This is a genomic window from Sulfitobacter pacificus, assembly GCF_030159975.1.
Lineage (GTDB): Bacteria > Pseudomonadota > Alphaproteobacteria > Rhodobacterales > Rhodobacteraceae > Sulfitobacter > Sulfitobacter pacificus.
On sequence record NZ_BSNL01000001.1, the window covers coordinates 2,577,722 to 2,596,638 of the forward strand.

Genomic DNA, 18,917 nt, shown 5'->3' on the forward strand with positions numbered 1-18,917 from the left:
ACATCGGGCCGCGTCATGGCAGATACCGCTGCACAAATCCCACCACCTGTTTGACCAGATCACTTTCGAAAAGCCGTGGGCTAAAGTAAGCACCCGCTGCGCGTTTGTTGATCTCTCCAATTGTGGGATAGGGTGCAACCATGGCGGCAATCTGGCTCATTTTCATCTTATTGGCCAGTGCCAGCGCCCATAGATTGATCAGCTCCCCTGCTTGATAGCCAACGATGGATGCGCCAACTGGACGTCCCTTTACCACCATCAGTTTGATGAAACCCTTGGTCTTGCGTTCGGCAATGGCGCGGTCGTTGTGGGTATAGTGAAACCGCACCACCTCCAGCTTGCTGCCATGTTGCTCCTTGGCCTGTGCCTCGGTCAAGCCGACCTGCGCCAGTTCAGGGTCGGTATAGGTTGCCCAGGGGATATGCGCGGTCTTGGCCTTGGAGGGCAGGCCGAACAGCATCGAGCGAATGATCACCCCGGCATGATACCCCGCCACATGGGTGAACTGCAGCCCCCCGGCCACATCACCAATGGCATAGACTTTCCTGTTGGTGCTCCGCAGACCGTCATCCACCTTGATGCCCGATTTGGTGGGTTCAATCCCGGCTTTCTCCAGATCCAGCTTGTCGGTATTTGCCTTGCGCCCCACCGCCATCAGCAGATGCGACCCTTTGAAAATGCGCCCGTCCTTTGCCTCCACCTCAATTGCGCCGGCTTTGCCGCGAATCTCTGCCGCCAGCGCATCCTCTTCAATCACCACGCCTTCATCACGCAGACTGTCCAGCACCACCGTCGCCAGTTCCGGGTCATCCTTGCCCAGCGCCTTGGCCCCTTCAATCACCGTCACGGCACAGCCCATGCGAATATGTGCCTGCGCCATTTCCATGCCGATTGGCCCGCCGCCGATGATCAACAGATGCGCGGGCTTTTCGCGCAACTCGAACAGGGTCTCGTTGGTCTCATAGGGCACTTTATCCAATCCGGGGATTGGCGGCACCAAAGGCGATGAACCTGTCGCAATGACAATCCGGCGCGCCTTGATCACCGTATCACCCGCCTGCACCTCATCCGCCGAGATGAATCGCCCGAATTCACGGATCACGTTGATCCCAAACCCCTCGAACCGCTCTTGGCTGTCCACCGGTGCGATTTGTGCGATCACATCCGCCACATGATCCTTGGCCGCGGCGTAATCGACCGTGCCCGCCGCATCCGCCACACCATATTGCGCCGAATGCTGCTGGCCATAAGCCGCCTTGCCGCTGGCGATCAGTGCTTTGGAGGGCACACAGCCGTAGTTCAGGCAATCCCCGCCCATCTTATGCCCTTCCAGCAGGACAACATCCGCCCCCATCTGCGCCGCACCCGCCGCGACAGAAAGCCCGCCAGAGCCTGCACCAATAATCAGAACATCGGTTTTGATCCGGTTCATTTCACAAGCTCCTTCTTGCCGGTAACGGCTTTGATCACAACGGGCAGCACGGACAGGGCGGTCAGCCCCAGAATGGGCAACAGAATGTGCGGCTCAAAGATAATGCCAAGGTTCGGCGTTTCACCCCGTGCAAAAACCTCGCCCAGCCCAGCACCGACGGAGGTATAGACCAGGCTGCCCGGAATGATCCCCAGAAAGGTCGATACCGCAAAACGAAACAGCGAGACTCCGACAAAGGCGGGAATCAGATTGGCCACAAAGAACGGCACTGCCGGCACCAGCCGAATGAAAAACAACATCGACCACTGATTTTCATCAATCCCCTTCTTGATCTTGGCCACCATGCCTTCCGAGGCATCCATCTTTTCTTTCAACCTATCCCCCAGACCCATTCGCGCCGCGAGGAAAATCAGGATGGCACCAAGGGTAGCACCGGTGACATTGAACACAGTCCCCAAAGCCGTGCCAAACAAAAAGCCTCCTGTGAGGGTCGCAATGACCGCACCCGGCAGGGAAAACGCAACAATCCCGACGTAAACCGCAATGAACAGCACCGCAGTCAGCAGATAATTGCTGTCCCGAAAGGCGATCAAAGCCTCCCGATTGTCCCGCAACACATCAAAGCTGATGTAGTCCCGCAGGGTAAAGGCACCGATCACCGCAACCACGCCAATCGCGATCAATGGCAGGAACCGCTGTAGACCGGACTTTGGCGTATCCGTTTCACTCATATCGCCCATCCGTAGCACCTTTTTTGCTCTATACATCCGTTGTTACACCTTAACTGGCCCGCCTGACGCCGCGAAGATAGCCTGATCACGGGCGCTTGAACGCAGGTGTGCCGTTTCGTGATGTATCGGCGTCCTGGAACCGCTATTGAAACATTCAAACGCCCCGTTTGGCGGAAAATGTTGCACATCGGTGCTTTTTCCCGACCATGGGGTTTGACTTGCGCCGGACACCCCCGTAATGAGCGGGCTTGAAATACTGTTGTCCCTGCGAATCCGGGACAGCCCGACACATTATGGAGAGAGCGCATGAAACGCACCTTTCAACCCAGCAACCTCGTTCGCAAACGCCGTCACGGCTTTCGGGCGCGTATGGCCACCAAAGCAGGCCGCAAGATCATTAACGCCCGCCGCGCCCAAGGCCGGAGCAAGCTGAGCGCGTAAGCGACTCACTGCGTTGAAGACATGACACCGCCGGAGGCCCCAATGGATGGCAGTAACGCCGCCAGAGGGATTTCACCTCCGGCGGTTTCGTCACGTCCGGTCGTCTTGACCCAACGTGCCGATTTTCAACGCGCCTCCCGCGCGGCCCATGTGGCCAAACCCGGCTTTGTGTTGCAAATGCGTAAACGCCGTGCGGCGGAGCCCTGCCCGGCAGACCTCGTGCGTGTCGGGTTTACCTGCTCCAAGAAAGTCGGCAACGCAGTTGCGCGCAACCGTGCCAAGCGCCGCCTGCGGGAAATTGCCCGTCTTGCCCTGACCAAACGCGGCCAGCCCGGCCATGACTATGTGCTGATCGGGCGCAAAGGCACGACCGCAGATCTGCCCTTTACCCAGTTGCAGGCCGACTTTGACGCCGCCCTTGATATTTTGCACGGTGTCAGGAAATGACCCTTCTCGCCCGCCTGCTATCCCTGCCTGTGCGGGGCTACCGGCTGATCTTTAGTCCCTGGGTCGGTTTCAACTGCCGCTATCAGCCTACCTGCAGCGCCTATGCGTTGGAAGCCTTGGAAAAACATGGCGGAATGAAAGGTGGCTGGCTGGCCGCGCGCCGCATCGCACGCTGTCATCCATGGGGCGGTTCTGGCATCGACAACGTACCTGATAATGACAGCGACACCAGGGACGCTTGATCGGACCTGCCGCTTGATCTAAGCCACTCCCATGCTGGACAAACCCGAAGATATTCACGCCCTGTTTCACGGTGCCCCCCAAACAACGGAGTTCAAAAAGCTCCGCAAACGTCTTGTGCGCAATACCCGCGAAGCGATTGAACAATACGGGATGATCGAACCGGGCGGCAAATGGCTGGTCTGTCTGTCAGGCGGTAAGGACAGCTATACCCTGCTGGCCGTGCTGCATGAGCTCCAGTGGCGGGGCCTGCTGCCTGTGGAGCTGCTGGCCTGCAATCTTGATCAGGGGCAGCCCGGTTTTCCCGCAACGGTTCTGCCCGAGTTTCTTGAGAAAATGGGCGTTCCCCACCGGATCGAATATAGCGACACATATTCAATCGTCATGGATAAGATTCCCGAGGGGCGCACCTTTTGTGCGCTTTGTTCGCGTTTGCGGCGTGGCAATCTCTACCGTATCGCCCGCGAAGAAAATTGCACTGCTGTGGTGTTGGGCCATCATCGGGACGACATCCTTGAAACCTTCTTTATGAACCTCTTCCATGGCGGACGGCTGGCAACCATGCCGCCTAAACTTGTGAATGAAGAGGGAGACTTGTTCCTCTATCGCCCCCTCGCACATGTATCCGAGGCAGATTGTGAAAAGTTCAGCCGTGCAATGAATTATCCGATCATTCCCTGTGATCTGTGCGGTTCGCAGGACGGGCTGCAACGCCAGCAGGTCAAACAAATCCTTGATGGTTGGGAGGCAAACACGCCCGGACGCCGCCAGATCATGTTCCGTGCCCTGATGAACGCCCGCCCCTCGCATTTGCTTGACCCCAAGCTCTTTGATTTTGCCGGGCTAACCCGCGAAATCTGAGCAATTTTAGATATATTTCGAGAAGGCATTGAAAGCCCGTTAACACACGGCTCACTGCTTTGGCGATAAGTTCACACCTGTTGCGACACCCCTTCGTCGCCTACAGGAGTCGGCCCATGCTGCAATCTTGGCCCCGTTCACTGAAACGCCTGCGACATCGCTTTGCCCTTGTGCTGACCGGGCCGCCGGCATTCGCCTTTGTGCCGGCCATGTGTCTGGCGGCATTCTGGTTCGGGGGTGAAGGGGCGCTAGTTGTCTTGGCGGGCCTGCTGCCCGTGCTTTATCTGGTCGGGGGCAACCTGCACAACCGGGCGACCTTTTCGGGCGCGCTTAACACCGGTATCCTGCCGCGCCCCGCTTTCGAAGAACTCACCGAACAGAGCTATCAAAAGGCGCTGGAAACAGGCACCCATGCAGCAACATTGTTTCTGGTGATCGAAGAATTCGATCAGGTGGTCGAACGCTTTGGTCAGGCGGCCGCCGATACTGTATCACAACGGGTCGGCGACCGGATTCTCACGGCCCTGCGCACCGAAGACAGGGTTGGGCAAATGGGCGATTCCCGTTTTGCAATTTGCACCGCCCCAGTGCGTCACCTTGACCTTGAGCTCTGCATTCAGCTGGCCGGGCGCATTCAATCTGCTGTGGAAGAACCGGTTTCCGTTGATGGCACAGGCATTTATATCTCTGCCTCGGTTGGTTTCTGCCAGCACAGCCGTGCCCCTGGAAGCACCGGCGCCGATTGGCTGGAAGCCGCCGCCATTGCCCTTTATGAGGCCCAACGCCGCGGTCCTTCTGCCATTCGGGCCTTCTCTGAACAAATGCGACAAGCCAGTAAGGCAAGTGCCGAACTGCGCGAAGATGTAGTGCGCGCACTGGAAGGCGGGCAAATCCAGCCATGGTTCCAGCCCCAGATTTCCACCGATACTGGCCGCATTACCGGTTTTGAGGCGCTTGCCCGCTGGTCACATCCTGACCGCGGCATGATTTCCCCGTCAGAGTTTCTGCCGGTTATAGAACAAGCCGGGCAATTGGAACGCCTTGCGGAGGTCATGATGTACCACTCCTTTGCAGCGTTGAAAGCCTGGGATGGGGCGGGTGTTGAGGTGCCGCAGGTTGGTGTTAATTTTGCCGGATCAGAGCTGAACAATCCCAAACTGCTGGAAAAAATTCGGTGGGAATTGGACAGGTTTGAACTGACACCCCAACGGCTTGCTGTCGAAGTTCTTGAAACCGTTGTTGCAACCGCCCCCGATGACATGATCACCCGCAACATCAACGCACTGGGCGCACTTGGCTGCCGTATTGATCTGGATGATTTTGGCACCGGTCATGCCTCCATCGCTTCCATTCGCCGGTTCTCTGTAAGTCGAATCAAAATTGACCGCTCTTTTGTCATGAAAGCCGACCGCGATCCCGAACAACAACGCATGATCAGCGCGATCCTGACAATGGCAGAACGGTTGGGCGTCGAAACTCTCGCCGAAGGGGTGGAAACCGTGGGCGAACATGTTCTGCTCGCGCAACTGGGCTGTGATCATGTTCAAGGGTTCGGCATCGCCCGCCCAATGCCATTTGAAAAAACACTTGACTGGATTGATCGCCACAACGCCAAACTTGAGGACATGCCACATATCATAAAAGACAAAAGCCACTGACAGCCACTGCAACGTGGCACTGGCACACAGCGGCTTTAGCGCAGGTAGGAGAATGTACCCCGTATTCAACTTCAGACGCAGCCCCAAGCAATGGGCAGGAAACCCGGCAATGGCCAGTTCATGGGAGAACCGCCAGCGCATATCCTGCGGTGCCAAGCCCTATAAGCCCGAAATTGACCCGAATCCGCTTGACCTTTAGGGCTGCACTCTGTTGAACCACCCTAGTTTCCGGCAGACATTCAGGTGGCTCTCCCCATGGACGAACAGAACAAAAATCTAATTCTCGCAACTGCACTCAGCTTTGTTGTGATCCTGGTCTGGTTTGTCCTTTTTCCACCGCCGGAACCGGACACCCCAATTGATGGCACGGTTCAGACCACTGAAAATGCCCCTGCGGATGCCGCTGTCCCCGTCGCCACCGCCGAGGGGACTGCACCCGCCGCTATTGGCACCGGCCCGCAGACTCGCGTCGAGGCCCTTCAGGCGGCACCACGCATCAAGATCGAAACTCCAAGCCTGATCGGTTCAATTTCGCTTTTGGGCGGTCGCATAGACGATCTGCAACTGAAGGGCTATCGCACCTCAACCGATGATGACGCTCCCATTGTAACCATGCTGTCCCCACAGGGCTCCCTTGACGCCTATTATGCCTTGCAGGGCTGGGCCGCTGGTGCCGGCATCGACGCAGACGCGGTTCCGGGCCCCGACACCGAATGGACACTCAGCGCCGGTGAGGTTCTGGGCGTTGGCTCCCCTGTCTCCCTCAGCTGGGACAATGGTGCCGGACAGGTCTTTGGCCGCACAATCTCGGTTGATGAGAACTTTATGTTCTCAATGACGCAGACGGTGACCAACAATGGCGAGGCATCGATCACGCTGGCCCCCTACGGCATGATTGTGCAACACACACAGCCTGACGATCTGGAAAACTTCTTCATCCTGCACGAGGGCGCAGTTGCCATCGCGGACGGCGAACTCTCGGAAACCGATTGGGATGACATCGCCGAAGCAGAGGTTGACGCGAAATGGGGCCGTCAGGCCGTTGTGCAAGAGGATGTGACCCAAGGCTGGATCGGCTTCACCGACCATTTCTGGCAGGCGATTCTGATCCCCGATGCCGGACAAACATTTGACCAGGCCCTGACCTATGACGCGCGCAGCGACATTTATCGCGCCGTCACCCGCCTGCCGACACAGACCCTCGCCGCCGGTGCCTCCACCGAGGTCACAACCCAACTGTTTGCCGGGGCCAAAGAATGGGCGATCCTGCGCGACTACGAGGACGCAGGCGTGCCGAAATTCATCGACAGCATCGACTGGGGCTGGTTTTTCTTCCTGACCAAACCCATCTTCTGGCTGCTGCATGAAATCAACAAACTGATCGGCAATATGGGCTGGGCAATCATTGGTCTAACCCTGATCATCAAAGCCGTTTTGTTCCCGCTGGCCTATAAATCCTACGTCTCCATGGCCAAAATGAAAGAGCTTCAGCCAGAAATGGAAAAGCTCAAGGAAGCCGCCGGCGATGACCGTCAAAAAATGCAACAGGGGATGATGGAACTCTACAAGAAGAACAAGGTGAACCCGGCTGCCGGTTGTTTGCCGATCCTCTTGCAAATTCCAATCTTCTTCTCGCTTTACAAGGTGATCTTCGTCACCATCGAACTGCGCCACGCCCCATGGTTCGGCGTGTTTCAGGATCTGTCCGCACCCGACCCTACGTCGATCTTCAACTTCTACGGTTTCGCGCCCTGGGGCACACCGGAACCCGGCAGCATCATGGCGCTGATCTTCATCGGTATCCTGCCACTCTTGCTGGGTATCTCCATGTGGTTGCAGCAGAAACTTAATCCGGCACCCACCGACCCCACCCAGCAGATGATTTTCGCCTGGATGCCTTGGGTATTCATGTTCATGCTGGGCAGCTTTGCCAGCGGGCTGGTGGTTTACTGGATCGCGAACAACACGATCACCTTTACGCAGCAATATCTGATCATGCGCAGTCAGGGCTATAAACCCGATCTGATGGGCAACATCAAAAGCAGCTTTAAGCGCAAGACCCCGGTCGCGGCAAATGATGCCAAAGCGCCAAAAGGAAAGAGCAAAAAGTGATGCGCGTCACCGCCCTCTACCGGCATCCGATCAAAAGCCATGGCCGCGAGGCCTTGGAACGGATACGTCTGGAAGCGGGCCAGGCCATGCCCAATGACCGCCGCTGGGCTGTGGCGCATGACAGTGCCAAGGCGGACGGCACCAAATGGGCCCCCTGCGCCAATTTCAGCCGGGGCGCAAAAGCGCCCCAGCTTATGGCGATCAACGCTGTGCTGGACGACGCAACGGATATGGTCACGCTGACCCACCCCGACCGTGATCCAATCACCCTGCATCCCGTGCGGAATGCGGGCAGCCTGATCTCATGGGTCATGCCGCTGGTGCCACAGGATCGCGCCCTGCCCGCGCGTGTTGTCGAGCTGGTTGCACGGGGTTTTACCGATACACCCTTTGCTTCCGTTTCGCTGAACAATATGGCCTCACATCACGCGGTAGAGGCATTGGCACAATCCGCCCTGTCGCCCCTGCGCTGGCGTGGTAATATTTGGTTTGACGGTGCCGCCGCCTGGGAAGAGTTTGAATGGATCGACCGCGATCTGCGTCTGGGTAGTGCGATGTTGCGCGTCAAGGAACGGATCACACGCTGCAAAGCCACAACCGCAAACCCCGAAACCGGAGAGTCTGACGTAGACACCTTGCGGGCGCTGAACATCCTTGGCCATCAGGATTTCGGGATCTATGTCGAAGTGACGCAAAGCGGCGATGTTGCCCTTGGCGACCAGCTGGAGCTTTTGTGATGCAACTCCCCTTCCCCGTGGCCGAAGAGCCCGATCCGCAAACCTTGGAAAAAGGGCGCCTGCTATTTGCCGGTGAAACCACCTTTGTCAAAGGTGTGGTTGCCATGGACGGCCTGCCCGAACCGGACCGGATGGAGGTCTGTTTTGCCGGCCGTTCCAATGTTGGGAAATCCACCCTGATCAATGCGCTGACCGGGATGAAAGCGCTGGCGCGGGCCTCAAACACCCCCGGTCGCACGCAGGAAATCAACTTTTTCACCGCAGCGGATGCGCATTACCTCGTCGACCTGCCCGGCTATGGCTATGCCAATGCGCCGATTCCAGTGGTCGAAAAATGGCAAAGGCTGTTGAAACAATATCTTAGCGGGCGCCAGACCCTGCGCCGTGCCTTTCTTCTGATAGACGCCCGCCACGGTGTGAAGAAAGTTGATGAGGAGATCATGAGCCTGCTGGACAGTTCCGCTCTGACCTTTCAGGTGGTGCTGACCAAGGCCGACAAGGTCAAGGAAGTTGACCGCGAAAAAGTGCTGAATCAGGTGCGCGGGGCGCTGTCAAAACACCCTGCGGCCTTTCCCGAAATCGTCGTAACCTCTTCGGAAAAAGGTTGGGGCATCCCGACGCTTCGTGCCATCATTGCCACGCTCGAATAACCCAAGCCATGAGAAAACAAGACATGAACCGCGACTGGATTGCCACCGCACAAACGCTGTCACAGGCTTTGCCCTATTTGCAACGTTACGCGGATGCCACTGTTGTTATCAAACTGGGCGGTCACGCCATGGGCAGCGACGAGGCGATGGATGAATTCGCCCGTGACGTAGCCCTGATGCGACAAGTCGGGGTGAACCCGGTTATCGTGCATGGCGGCGGGCCAATGATCAACAACATGCTGGATCGGTTGAACATCCAATCCGAATTCAAGAACGGCAAACGGGTGACCGATGCCCCGACCATGGAAGTGGTAGAGATGGTTCTGTCCGGTCTGGTGAATTCCCGCATCGTACAGGCGATTTCCGAACAGGGTGGTCGCGCCGTTGGCCTGTCGGGTAAAGATTCTGGCCTGATCATCTGCGAACCCGAAGACCCCGAATTAGGGCTGGTAGGCAAGCCGGTCAAGATTGACCCGCGCATCCTGCGCGATCTTGCGGAAAAGGATATCATCCCCGTCATTGCGCCCTTGGGCATGGGGCTGGACGGTGAAACCTTTAACATCAACGGCGATACCGCCGCAGGAGCCATTGCCGCCGCGCTACAGGCAGACAGGTTGTTGCTGCTGACCGATGTGGCTGGCGTGAAAAATGCTGAGGGTGACGTGCTGACCGAACTGACGGCCTCTCAAATTGATGCGATGATTGCCGATGGCAGCATTGCTGGCGGCATGATCCCAAAAACCCAAACTGCGCTTGACGCTTTGGCAGGCGGCGTGCGGGCGGCGGTTATTCTCGACGGGCGGGCCCCTAATGCCTGCCTGCTGGAGCTGTTTACCGAACATGGTGCTGGCAGCATCATCCGGCGCGGATGACACTTGCGGCCCTTGAACAGGCCGCCAAGGCCCGCCACCTGACAGTGCTTGGCGGGTTCCACCCCACAGCAAATGACAAGGCTCCCAAAGGGTGTAAAACGCTGCTCCTGCTGGGGCCGGACGAACCAGCCTTCTGGCCCGCCTTTACCCAATCCCCGGAATGGCAGGACCGTGCGCCCAACCCGATGGACCGCTGGTCCACCCGCGTCATTGACGCATGGGCCGCCGCATTGGACGCGCATCCGCTATACCCTTTTGGCGGGGCACCGTTTCAGCCATTCTATTCATGGGCGCTGCGCAGCGGGCGCATTCACGCCTCGCCCGTACAATTTCTGGTGCATGATCAGGCAGGACTGTTTGTGTCATTTCGCGGGGCATTGGCACTGCACGATCACATTGACCTGCCCCCGCCACCACCATCCCCTTGCCAGAGCTGTGCAGCGCAGCCCTGTAAAACCGCCTGCCTATCTGACGCACTGACCCCGACAGGCTATGATGTGCCCAAATGCAAAAGCTTCCTCGACACCCCAGAAGGGGCCGCAAACCTCTCAACCGGATGTAGCGTCCGGCGCGTCTGCCCCGTATCGCAGAAGTTTGGCCGTTTGCCTGCACAATCCGCCTATCATATGCGCCAGTTCAAAGGAGCCTGAGAATGAAACGCCTGATCCTGATGCGACACGCTAAATCCGACTGGTCCGGTGGCCCCTCCAGTGATCATGACCGCCCGTTGAACCCGCGTGGCCGTCTGGCTGCAACAGCTTTGGGTGGATGGCTTGCCGGTCACGCGCTGGAACCGGATGAAATCCTGATCAGCACATCTGCACGGACCCGCGAAACACTGGCGGGACTGAACCTGTCACCGAAAATCAACACGCAATTTCTGCGTACACTCTACCTCGCCCCTGCGGACGCAATCCTGAAAACGCTACGGGGGGCGAAGGGCGCGTGTGTTTTGATGATCGGCCACAACCCCGGCATTGGCATGATGGCAGAGGCGATCCTGACAGACCTGCCGGAACACTTCAAATTCATGGCCTATCCCACCGGTGCAACACTGGTGGCGGATTTTGACATCACAGATTGGACAGACGCGGATTGGGGAAAGGCAAACGCGCGACACTTCACAGTGCCGCGCGATCTTTGATACCTGTGGGGCGGGGATCACCCCGCCGCTGATTTAGTGACCCAGAATCTGGCTCAGGAACAACTGCGTCCGTGGGGACTGCGGGTTGTTAAAGAACTCTTCCGGTTCGTTCTGCTCCACAATCTGACCTTCATCCATAAAGATCACGCGGTTCGCCACCTGACGGGCAAAACCCATCTCATGGGTCACGCAGAGCATGGTCATGCCTTCCTCGGCAAGCTCGATCATCGTGTCGAGAACCTCTTTGATCATCTCGGGGTCAAGCGCCGATGTCGGCTCATCAAACAACATGATCCGCGGTTTCATGCACAGGGAGCGGGCAATCGCCACACGCTGTTGCTGACCACCAGAAAGCTGGCCCGGGAACTTGCCCGCCTGATCCGGGATTTTCACCTTCTCAAGGTAATGCATCGCCACTTCTTCGGCTTCTTTCTTGGGCGTTTTACGCACCCAGATCGGTGCCAATGTCAGGTTCTCAAGGATCGTCAGATGCGGGAACAGGTTGAAGTGCTGAAAGCACATGCCGACTTCTGACCGGATCTTGTCGATGTTCTTGAGGTCAGAGGACAACAGTGTGCCGTCCACTTCGATCGACCCTTTCTGATGCTCCTCCAGCGCGTTGATACACCGGATCAACGTCGATTTACCCGACCCCGATGGTCCACAGATCACGATCCGCTCGCCTTGATACACCGTCAGGTCAATGTCGCGCAGCACGTGGAACGAGCCGTACCATTTGTTCATGCTCTGGATCGAAATCGCAACTTCGTCCGACACTTTCATTTTTGCAGTTTCGGCCATTTTTCAGCCTCCTTTTAATGCGTTGTCGCTTTGCGCCCTAAGCGCAGCTTAACGGTGATCTGTCGCAAGACGGCGTTCCAGCCACTGCGAATATTGTGAAATGCCGTAGCAGACGACAAAGAAGACAGCACAGGCAAACAGGAACAATTCCCAGTACAAGCCAGCCCAGTCCGTTGAGGCAAGGATCGGTCCACGGATCATGCCGATGATATCAAACATCGAAATAACCGAGACCAGCGTGGTGTCTTTGAACAGGCCCACAGCAATGTTCACGATCCCCGGAATGGAAATCTTGAGCGCCTGCGGCAGAATGATCAGCCGCATTGCCTGCGCATAATCCAGCCCCAGCGAATCCGCCGCCTCGTATTGCCCCTTTGGCAGAGCAGCAAGGCCACCACGGATCACCTCGGCGATATAGGCCGAAGAGAACATCGTGATCATGATCACAACGCGGATGAACAGATCAACCGTGCGCTCAGGCGGGAAGAAGTAGGACAACATCACGCTAGCCACAAACAACAGGGTGATCAGCGGCACACCGCGAATGAACTCGATGAAGATCACGCAAAGGTATTTGATCAGCGGCATCGAAGATTGCCGCCCCAGCGCCAGTGCAATGCCCAATGGTAGGGACAGCGACACACAGGTCACGCCCAGCATCATGTTCAGCATATAACCGCCCAGATCACGGGAGGGGATAGAGGACAGGAAGGGTTCTTCCGGTGTCAGCGTCGGAACGATGAAACCTGAAATCCACCATGTCACCATCGCCGCTGCAATGCCGCCGAAAAAGCCGATTGCAAAGCTCTGTGTGACGAAACGGGCGTAAACAAAATAGCCGACCACAAAACCAACCAAGGCAAAGATCGGTGTCCAGATGGTACCACCCCAGATCAGCCAGAAGGCGACAAAGGGAAACAGGCCCGTCACGATCAACAGCTTGCGCGGCAGATCAAAGAACAGCACCGGCGCAATGGCCACCAGCATCAGCACAAATGCCAGCGTTGGCCGCCAGTATTCATCAGCCGGGTAGCTATAGCCGAAAATCAGCTGGTCCCAACGATCCACAAGCACCGCGAAACAGGCACCTTTGGTCCCGGCAAGGATCTCGCGGCATTCCGACAGGCTGCCGGCATCCCAGACCCCGTTCAACATCCAAGGCACGGTGGCCGAGAGGACAAAATAGATGGCAAACAATGCAACCAGTGTCAGGATACCATTTGCCGGTGTGGCAAACAGGTTGTCACGCCCCCATTTCAGCGGGCCCGCCGCTGTGATCGGTGGTGCCGATTGGGGAATGGTTTCGGTACGGACAAAGGCGACGGAGTGTGAATGTGTGTCTGACATCTCAGCGCTCCTTCAATTTCATGGCGTTGTTATAGACGTTCATTCCCATCGAAATCAGAAGCGAGATAATGAGGTAGAACGCCATCAGCAGCAGCACACATTCAATTGCGCGCCCTGTCTGGTTTAGGGTGATACCGCCCAGCGTTGCAGTGATATCGGCATAGCCCACGACAATCGCCAAAGAAGAGTTTTTGGTGATGTTGAGGTATTGCGAAATCAGCGGCGGGATGATCACCCGCAAGGCCTGTGGCAAGACAACAAGGCTCATCGTGCGACCGGGGCGCAAGCCCAATGCAGAAGCCGCTTCGGTCTGGCCTTTAGACACCGCCTGAATACCGGCCCGCACGTTTTCAGCGATGAAGGCACCGGTATAGATCGACAGGGCAAACCAAAGCGCAATCAGCGGCGCACCAATCTGCAACCCACCACGCAGGTTAAAACGGTTGGCTAGCGGATCAGGCAGGTCCCAAGAAAGACCGAGGATGAACAGAACAATGACAACAGGTAGAATCCAGATCGCAAGGTTGATGTACGTTGTATTCGGACGCACACCCGTTTCGGCCTGTTTGGTATTGGCATTTGCGGACACAAACCGCGTTGCGAAAAACGAGGCGACAAGCACCCCGATCACCAGCAACCAGTTCAGGCCACTGCCGTCTTCGCCACCAAACCCGTTGGTAAAGAAAGGTGCAGGCACATAGATGCCCCGATTGGTAAAGGCAAACAGACCGGCAAACAGTTCCCGCTCAGGGTCTTCGCCCAGATACAGTTTCGGGCCAGGCATCACGGCAGTCATGATTGTGAAAATGATGATGATCCAGATCAACACGGGGATGTTGCGGAAAATCTCGACGTAAAAGGCCATCAGCTTTCTGACCAGCCAGTTGTTTGACAGGCGCAGAACACCAGCGATGACACCAAAGATGGTGGCGGTGATACACCCCAGAACAGCAACCAGGAGTGTGTTCAGAATGCCGACAAAGGCCGCCCGCAAGTTGCTGGACTGGCTGTTATAGTCGATTAAAGTCTGGTTCAGGTCATATCCGGCAGGTGTTCCCAGAAACGCATAGGAAATATTAAGACCCGCGATGCGCAGGTTCTCGGCCAGATTTGAATATAGTTGGAAGATGGCCAACGCTAGAATGATGGCCGCAATGGCCTGAAGCGTCAGCGACCGATACCGAGAGTCATTCAACAGCATAGATAGCCGGAATGTCCCCCCTTGAGGGTCAGTGGTTGTCGACATCAAAAATTTCCCCGTAAGCCCTGGCCGTTGATTTTTATCAGCGCGCTATCCGCGCCCGTGCCAGGTGTGTTTGTTGGTCGTCCAAGCAAGATGCTCAAAGGGCGCGGAATGATCCGCGCCCTTTGGCAGTGGTATTTAGCGGAACGGTGGGCTGTAGAGCAGGCCGCCGTTTGTCCATTGTGCGTTCAGACCACGGGCCAGACCGATTGGTGTGTCTTCGCCGATGTTCTTGGCAAAGATTTCACCATAGTTGCCCTGTGTCTCGATTGCGCGCTTGGCCCAATCGGCGTCCAGACCCAGCATCTCGCCCAGTGTACCTTCGCTGCCCAGCAGGCGCGCGATTTCAGGGTTTGTTGTGGATGTGGTCATTTCAGACACATTGGCAGAGGACACGCCCAGCTCTTCAGCTGTGATCAGTGCGTTCAATGTCCAGCGGACAATGTCACCCCATTCGTTGTCACCGTGACGGACCAGCGGGCCAAGTGGCTCTTTCGAAATGATTTCAGGCAGCAATGTGTGGTCGCCTGGGTTTTCGAAGGTCGCACGTGTGGACGCCAGACCAGATGCGTCGGTTGTGTAGGTGTCACATGCACCGGCAAGGTACTGCTGTGTGCCTTCCGCGTTGGTTTCGATTGGCACTGGCTCATAGCTGATGTTGTTGGCACGGAAGAAATCCGCCAGGTTCAGCTCTGTTGTTGTACCGGTCTGGATACAAACCGTCGCGCCGTCCAGATCCTTGGCCGATGAAACACCCAGTGCCTTTGGAACCATGAAGCCTTGGCCGTCATAGTAGTTCACGCCAACAAAATCGAACTTCAGGTCAACATCACGGGACAGGGTCCATGTGGTGTTACGGGCCAACATGTCGATTTCACCAGAAGCCAGCGCGGTAAAGCGCGTCTTGCCGGTTGTCGGGACAAATTCAACAGCTGTTGCGTCACCAAGAACGGCGGCGGCAACCGCGCGGCATACCGCAACGTCAAAGCCTTTCCATTCGCCATTGGCATCTGGTGCCGCGAAACCGGCCAGACCGGTTGTGACACCGCAGTTCAGCTTGCCGCGTGCTTTTACGTCGTCAAGCGTCCCGGCAGCGGCAGCGCCAGCTGCCAGAGCGGCGACTGTCATTGCGCCGAAAAGTACAGATTTATTCATTTTTACCTCTTCCTGATAATCCGCCACGTTGATGGGCGGTTGAACCGATGCCTTTGAGCACCGGAGGCGATACATCACGGATTCATCCGATCAGTGCGCGGTAGTGTGGTCGGATTCCCGTTTGAAGGTCAAGGGATTCCGCCAAATATTTGGGCGTCAACCGCAGTCTGACCTAACGGATGCACCTTCCAGAGGCGGTCATTGCCTTAAACCTGGCGACAAAGCGTGAACATGGCATTTGCATGCAAAAAGCTATCCTTTTTGACCGCGGCCATCTCTTCCGCCTGTTCGTCAACGCCCCATTGTTCGGCCTGCCAGATCTCGTCCAGCCGCGACAGATCCCAGAGGGCCTCTGGATCGCGTGCCTGATGCGCCGCTGCAAACCCCAGCACAAGCGACCCTGAAAGGCTGACCAGATCGTGAAAAGCCGCCAATTCAAAGGCGGACAGCGCATGTGTCTTGTCCCGCAGCACCGCAAGCGCCGCGCTGTCTTGCGGGGCGTGCATCACCCCTTCCCGTAGGGCAAGCCGCACACCCAATGCCTGCTGTGCCCAGTCCAGCATCGGATTCCACAGTTCTGCCTGCCGGGCGACCAATTCCGCCGGTCCTTCGGCCCGATAACACAGCAAATCGCAATCACCGTAATCTGCAAGCATATCCGCCACTTCGGCGTGCTGCACCGCGACTTTGTCAATCGCCGCATTGGCCGTCTTAGTCGCTGGCATCAGATGCGGCTTGATCTCGCCTTCCTGTGCGTCCCATTCCGCGGCAATCACCTCGGCCATGGCCCGCGTGGGCAAAAGCAGGCTGCGTTTCGCGGGTGTTTTGACCGGACGCCCGTCCAATTTGACCTCGAAACCACCGTTGCCCTCTTCAACTGTGGCTTCTTTCCAGAAACGTTTGGCTTTCCAGTCACTCATGCAGACACCTTCCACATTTCATCCAACACCGCAGGTAATCCGGCAAAGTCATCAATCAGCACAGACGCCGCTGACAGACGGTCCCGTCCGTGATAGCCCCAGTTCACGCCAACACCGCGCACCCCTGCCGCTGCGGCCATTTCCATATCAAAACTTGTATCCCCGATCATCACGGTATCGCGCGCCTCGGCACCGACATCTGCCATGGCTTGCAGGATCATTGAGGGATGCGGCTTGGACGGATGGAAATCCGCGACCTGCTGGGTGACAAACACCCCTTCCAGCCCGTGCCCTTCGATCAATTTATCAAGTCCGCGTTTGGATTTGCCAGTGGCCACGCCCAACAGGACATCCGGCATCATCTGCAAGCGGTTCAGAACCTCCAGCGCACCGGGGTAAAGCGGCGAGGAGTGTTGCACACCCGCCCGCGCACGCATTTCCATATAGGCGTTCTTATAGGCCTCACACATCTTCTCATGTCCCTGCGGGGACATATCCGGCATCAACAGCGGAAAAATCACATCCAGCGACAGGCCGACAACGCCCAGTATCTCCGCGCGTGGTGGCACATCTGCGCCTACGGCATCATAGGCAACCGTCATCGCCGCAACGATATCGCTTTGACTGTCCACCAGCGTGCCATCGACATCAAAGATCACCAAACGCAGCGGTGTGCTCATTGCAGGCTCTCGAAAGGATCATCCGCCGCCAGATCTTCGGTCCAGCCAAAGGTGTCAAAGGAATGCGCGATGTGATCCGGCAGTTCCGCTGTGACCGTCAGTACCTTGCGTGTGTGCGGATGCATAAAGGTCATCGACCGCGCATGCAAATGCAGCTTCTTGCTGATCATCCCACCCAGTTGCGCACCCCAGCCATCACCCATGTTTTCCTGACCGGAACCACCGTATTTGCCATCCCCCACAATCGGATGCCCGATCTCGGCCATATGCGCGCGCAGCTGGTGCGTGCGCCCCGTCACCGGCTCAAGCGCCACCCAAGACGCCCGCGACCCGACACGGTACAGCGTCGCATAAAGCGTATGTGCCCGTTTCGCGCCCGGCGTGTCGTCGATGTCACGCGGATGCACCGCGACCATCTTTTCGCCCTCACCGCTTTTGCCATGCCCGCCCGCCTTGACCAGACCATATTTGATCTCGCCCAGATAAGGCGTTGGCACACCGGCCACGATGGCCCAGTAAATCTTGCGGGTTTCGCGATGCCGCATCGCCGCCGTCAACGCCTTGGCCGCCGCGCGTGTGCGCGCCAGCAGCAAGACACCGGATGTGTCACGATCCAACCGATGCACCAGCCGCGGCTTTTCTTCCATGTCGAACATCAGGGCCTCGGACAGCGCATCCACATGCCGGTCCGCCTGCCCTGATCCACCCTGCACGGCCAAGCCCGGCGGCTTGTTCAGCGCAATCACATGATCATCGCGGTAAATCACACAAGACCGGATCATCTTGGCATCCGCATCCGTCACCCGCGTACGTTTTGGCGGCGGTGGGGCCTTTTCATCAGGCAACGGCGGAATGCGCACCTGTTGGCCGACCTCCAGCCGGGTCGAGCCCTTGACGCGACCACCATCCACACGAATATCCCCCTTGCGGCACATCTTTTCGATACGCCCCTGCGAAATCAGCGGAAATTCCCGTTTGAACCAACGGTCCAACCGCTGATCGCCATCACCTTCTTGAACCACAAGCATTTGAACTCGGCTCATATCAATACCCCTCGCGCAAGCCACAGCCCCGCCATCAACGCCACGATGGACAGTACCACCGACAGCGCCACATAAATCGCGGCCGCGCCAAATGCGCCCCGCTCCATCAACGTCACCGTCTCAAGCGAAAACGCCGAAAAGGTTGTAAAACCACCCAGGATCCCTGTCATGACAAAAGGGCTGAGATGCGTCAGCCCACGCTGCGCGGCAACAACCACGAAGACCCCCATCAGAAACGATCCGATCACATTGACCGTGATGATCGCCACAGGAAATTCCGCAGGTCCGGTCAGGCGTAGCACAGCCACCCCCGACAAAAACCGAAGCGCGGCACCAAGGGCACCGCCAAACGCAACAAGAAGCATCGTTGAAAACATGGCCGGTCTGTCCGCCTTTGCGGCGC

General features: G+C 57.3%; 21 protein-coding genes. 11 read left to right on the forward strand and 10 right to left on the reverse strand.

The window, feature by feature from the left end; genetic code table 11:
* Window positions 1–13: 13 nt before the first annotated feature.
* Window positions 14–1,432: a dihydrolipoyl dehydrogenase family protein gene (locus QQL78_RS12970; protein ID WP_284374061.1), complete on the reverse strand. Its 1,419-nt coding sequence runs from the start codon at window positions 1,430–1,432 to the stop codon at window positions 14–16.
* On the reverse strand, window positions 1,429–2,163 hold the full coding sequence (locus QQL78_RS12975; RefSeq protein ID WP_386258928.1) for a TVP38/TMEM64 family protein: 735 nt from the start codon (window positions 2,161–2,163) through the stop codon (window positions 1,429–1,431). The genes QQL78_RS12970 and QQL78_RS12975 overlap by 4 nt, the downstream gene beginning before the upstream one ends.
* A gap of 306 nt (window positions 2,164–2,469) precedes the next feature.
* Here QQL78_RS12975 and rpmH point away from each other — a divergent pair, with 306 nt between their 5' ends.
* The 11 genes from rpmH to QQL78_RS13030 all read left to right on the forward strand — a co-directional run bounded on the left by rpmH (window position 2,470) and on the right by QQL78_RS13030 (window position 11,325).
* Window positions 2,470–2,604, forward strand: coding sequence for a 50S ribosomal protein L34 (gene rpmH, locus QQL78_RS12980; protein WP_025045894.1), 135 nt, complete (start codon window positions 2,470–2,472; stop codon window positions 2,602–2,604).
* A 21-nt stretch (window positions 2,605–2,625) separates the two neighbouring features.
* Entirely contained in the window at window positions 2,626–3,051 is a 426-nt protein-coding gene (gene rnpA, locus QQL78_RS12985) for a ribonuclease P protein component (RefSeq protein ID WP_284374066.1), read from the forward strand.
* On the forward strand, window positions 3,048–3,293 hold the full coding sequence (gene yidD, locus QQL78_RS12990; protein ID WP_284374068.1) for a membrane protein insertion efficiency factor YidD: 246 nt from the start codon (window positions 3,048–3,050) through the stop codon (window positions 3,291–3,293). Before rnpA ends, yidD begins: the two co-directional genes overlap by 4 nt.
* Before the next feature lie 31 nt (window positions 3,294–3,324).
* On the forward strand, window positions 3,325–4,152 hold the full coding sequence (gene ttcA / locus QQL78_RS12995) for a tRNA 2-thiocytidine(32) synthetase TtcA (RefSeq protein ID WP_284374070.1): 828 nt from the start codon (window positions 3,325–3,327) through the stop codon (window positions 4,150–4,152).
* 116 nt (window positions 4,153–4,268) lie between these two features.
* Window positions 4,269–5,810 carry a putative bifunctional diguanylate cyclase/phosphodiesterase gene (locus QQL78_RS13000; protein ID WP_284374073.1) on the forward strand — a complete coding sequence of 514 codons (1,542 nt, stop codon included), beginning with the start codon at window positions 4,269–4,271 and terminating at the stop codon, window positions 5,808–5,810.
* Window positions 5,811–6,065: 255 nt separating this feature from the next.
* Window positions 6,066–7,922, forward strand: a complete 1,857-nt coding sequence (yidC, locus tag QQL78_RS13005; protein ID WP_284374075.1) for a membrane protein insertase YidC — start codon at window positions 6,066–6,068, stop codon at window positions 7,920–7,922.
* A complete protein-coding gene (locus QQL78_RS13010) occupies window positions 7,922–8,659 on the forward strand; it encodes an MOSC domain-containing protein (RefSeq protein ID WP_284375588.1) in 738 nt (245 codons plus the stop codon). Before yidC ends, QQL78_RS13010 begins: the two co-directional genes overlap by 1 nt.
* Window positions 8,659–9,309, forward strand: coding sequence for a ribosome biogenesis GTP-binding protein YihA/YsxC (gene yihA / locus QQL78_RS13015; protein WP_284374077.1), 651 nt, complete (start codon window positions 8,659–8,661; stop codon window positions 9,307–9,309). Before QQL78_RS13010 ends, yihA begins: the two co-directional genes overlap by 1 nt.
* 8 nt (window positions 9,310–9,317) lie before the next feature.
* Window positions 9,318–10,181: an acetylglutamate kinase gene (gene argB / locus QQL78_RS13020; RefSeq protein ID WP_284374079.1), complete on the forward strand. Its 864-nt coding sequence runs from the start codon at window positions 9,318–9,320 to the stop codon at window positions 10,179–10,181.
* Window positions 10,178–10,831, forward strand: a complete 654-nt coding sequence (locus tag QQL78_RS13025) for a ferredoxin (RefSeq protein ID WP_284374081.1) — start codon at window positions 10,178–10,180, stop codon at window positions 10,829–10,831. Before argB ends, QQL78_RS13025 begins: the two co-directional genes overlap by 4 nt.
* A 2-nt stretch (window positions 10,832–10,833) precedes the next feature.
* A complete protein-coding gene (locus QQL78_RS13030; protein WP_284374083.1) occupies window positions 10,834–11,325 on the forward strand; it encodes a SixA phosphatase family protein in 492 nt (163 codons plus the stop codon).
* Between the two features lie 33 nt (window positions 11,326–11,358).
* Here QQL78_RS13030 and QQL78_RS13035 read toward each other — a convergent pair whose 3' ends face one another.
* The 8 genes from QQL78_RS13035 to crcB form a co-directional block, all read right to left on the reverse strand.
* On the reverse strand, window positions 11,359–12,126 hold the full coding sequence (locus QQL78_RS13035) for an amino acid ABC transporter ATP-binding protein (RefSeq protein WP_284374085.1): 768 nt from the start codon (window positions 12,124–12,126) through the stop codon (window positions 11,359–11,361).
* A 48-nt stretch (window positions 12,127–12,174) separates the two neighbouring features.
* Entirely contained in the window at window positions 12,175–13,473 is a 1,299-nt protein-coding gene (locus tag QQL78_RS13040) for an amino acid ABC transporter permease (protein ID WP_284374087.1), read from the reverse strand.
* 1 nt (window position 13,474) lies between these two features.
* Window positions 13,475–14,719, reverse strand: a complete 1,245-nt coding sequence (locus tag QQL78_RS13045) for an amino acid ABC transporter permease (protein ID WP_284374089.1) — start codon at window positions 14,717–14,719, stop codon at window positions 13,475–13,477.
* 135 nt (window positions 14,720–14,854) lie between these two features.
* A complete protein-coding gene (locus tag QQL78_RS13050) occupies window positions 14,855–15,871 on the reverse strand; it encodes an amino acid ABC transporter substrate-binding protein (RefSeq protein ID WP_284374091.1) in 1,017 nt (338 codons plus the stop codon).
* 206 nt (window positions 15,872–16,077) lie between these two features.
* A complete protein-coding gene (locus tag QQL78_RS13055) occupies window positions 16,078–16,791 on the reverse strand; it encodes an ATP12 family chaperone protein (RefSeq protein ID WP_284374092.1) in 714 nt (237 codons plus the stop codon).
* Window positions 16,788–17,471, reverse strand: coding sequence for an HAD-IA family hydrolase (locus tag QQL78_RS13060; protein WP_284374094.1), 684 nt, complete (start codon window positions 17,469–17,471; stop codon window positions 16,788–16,790). Before QQL78_RS13060 ends, QQL78_RS13055 begins: the two co-directional genes overlap by 4 nt.
* Window positions 17,468–18,514: an RluA family pseudouridine synthase gene (locus tag QQL78_RS13065; RefSeq protein WP_284374096.1), complete on the reverse strand. Its 1,047-nt coding sequence runs from the start codon at window positions 18,512–18,514 to the stop codon at window positions 17,468–17,470. Before QQL78_RS13065 ends, QQL78_RS13060 begins: the two co-directional genes overlap by 4 nt.
* Window positions 18,511–18,891 carry a fluoride efflux transporter CrcB gene (gene crcB / locus QQL78_RS13070; protein WP_284374098.1) on the reverse strand — a complete coding sequence of 127 codons (381 nt, stop codon included), beginning with the start codon at window positions 18,889–18,891 and terminating at the stop codon, window positions 18,511–18,513. The genes QQL78_RS13065 and crcB overlap by 4 nt, the downstream gene beginning before the upstream one ends.
* Window positions 18,892–18,917: the final 26 nt, after the last annotated feature.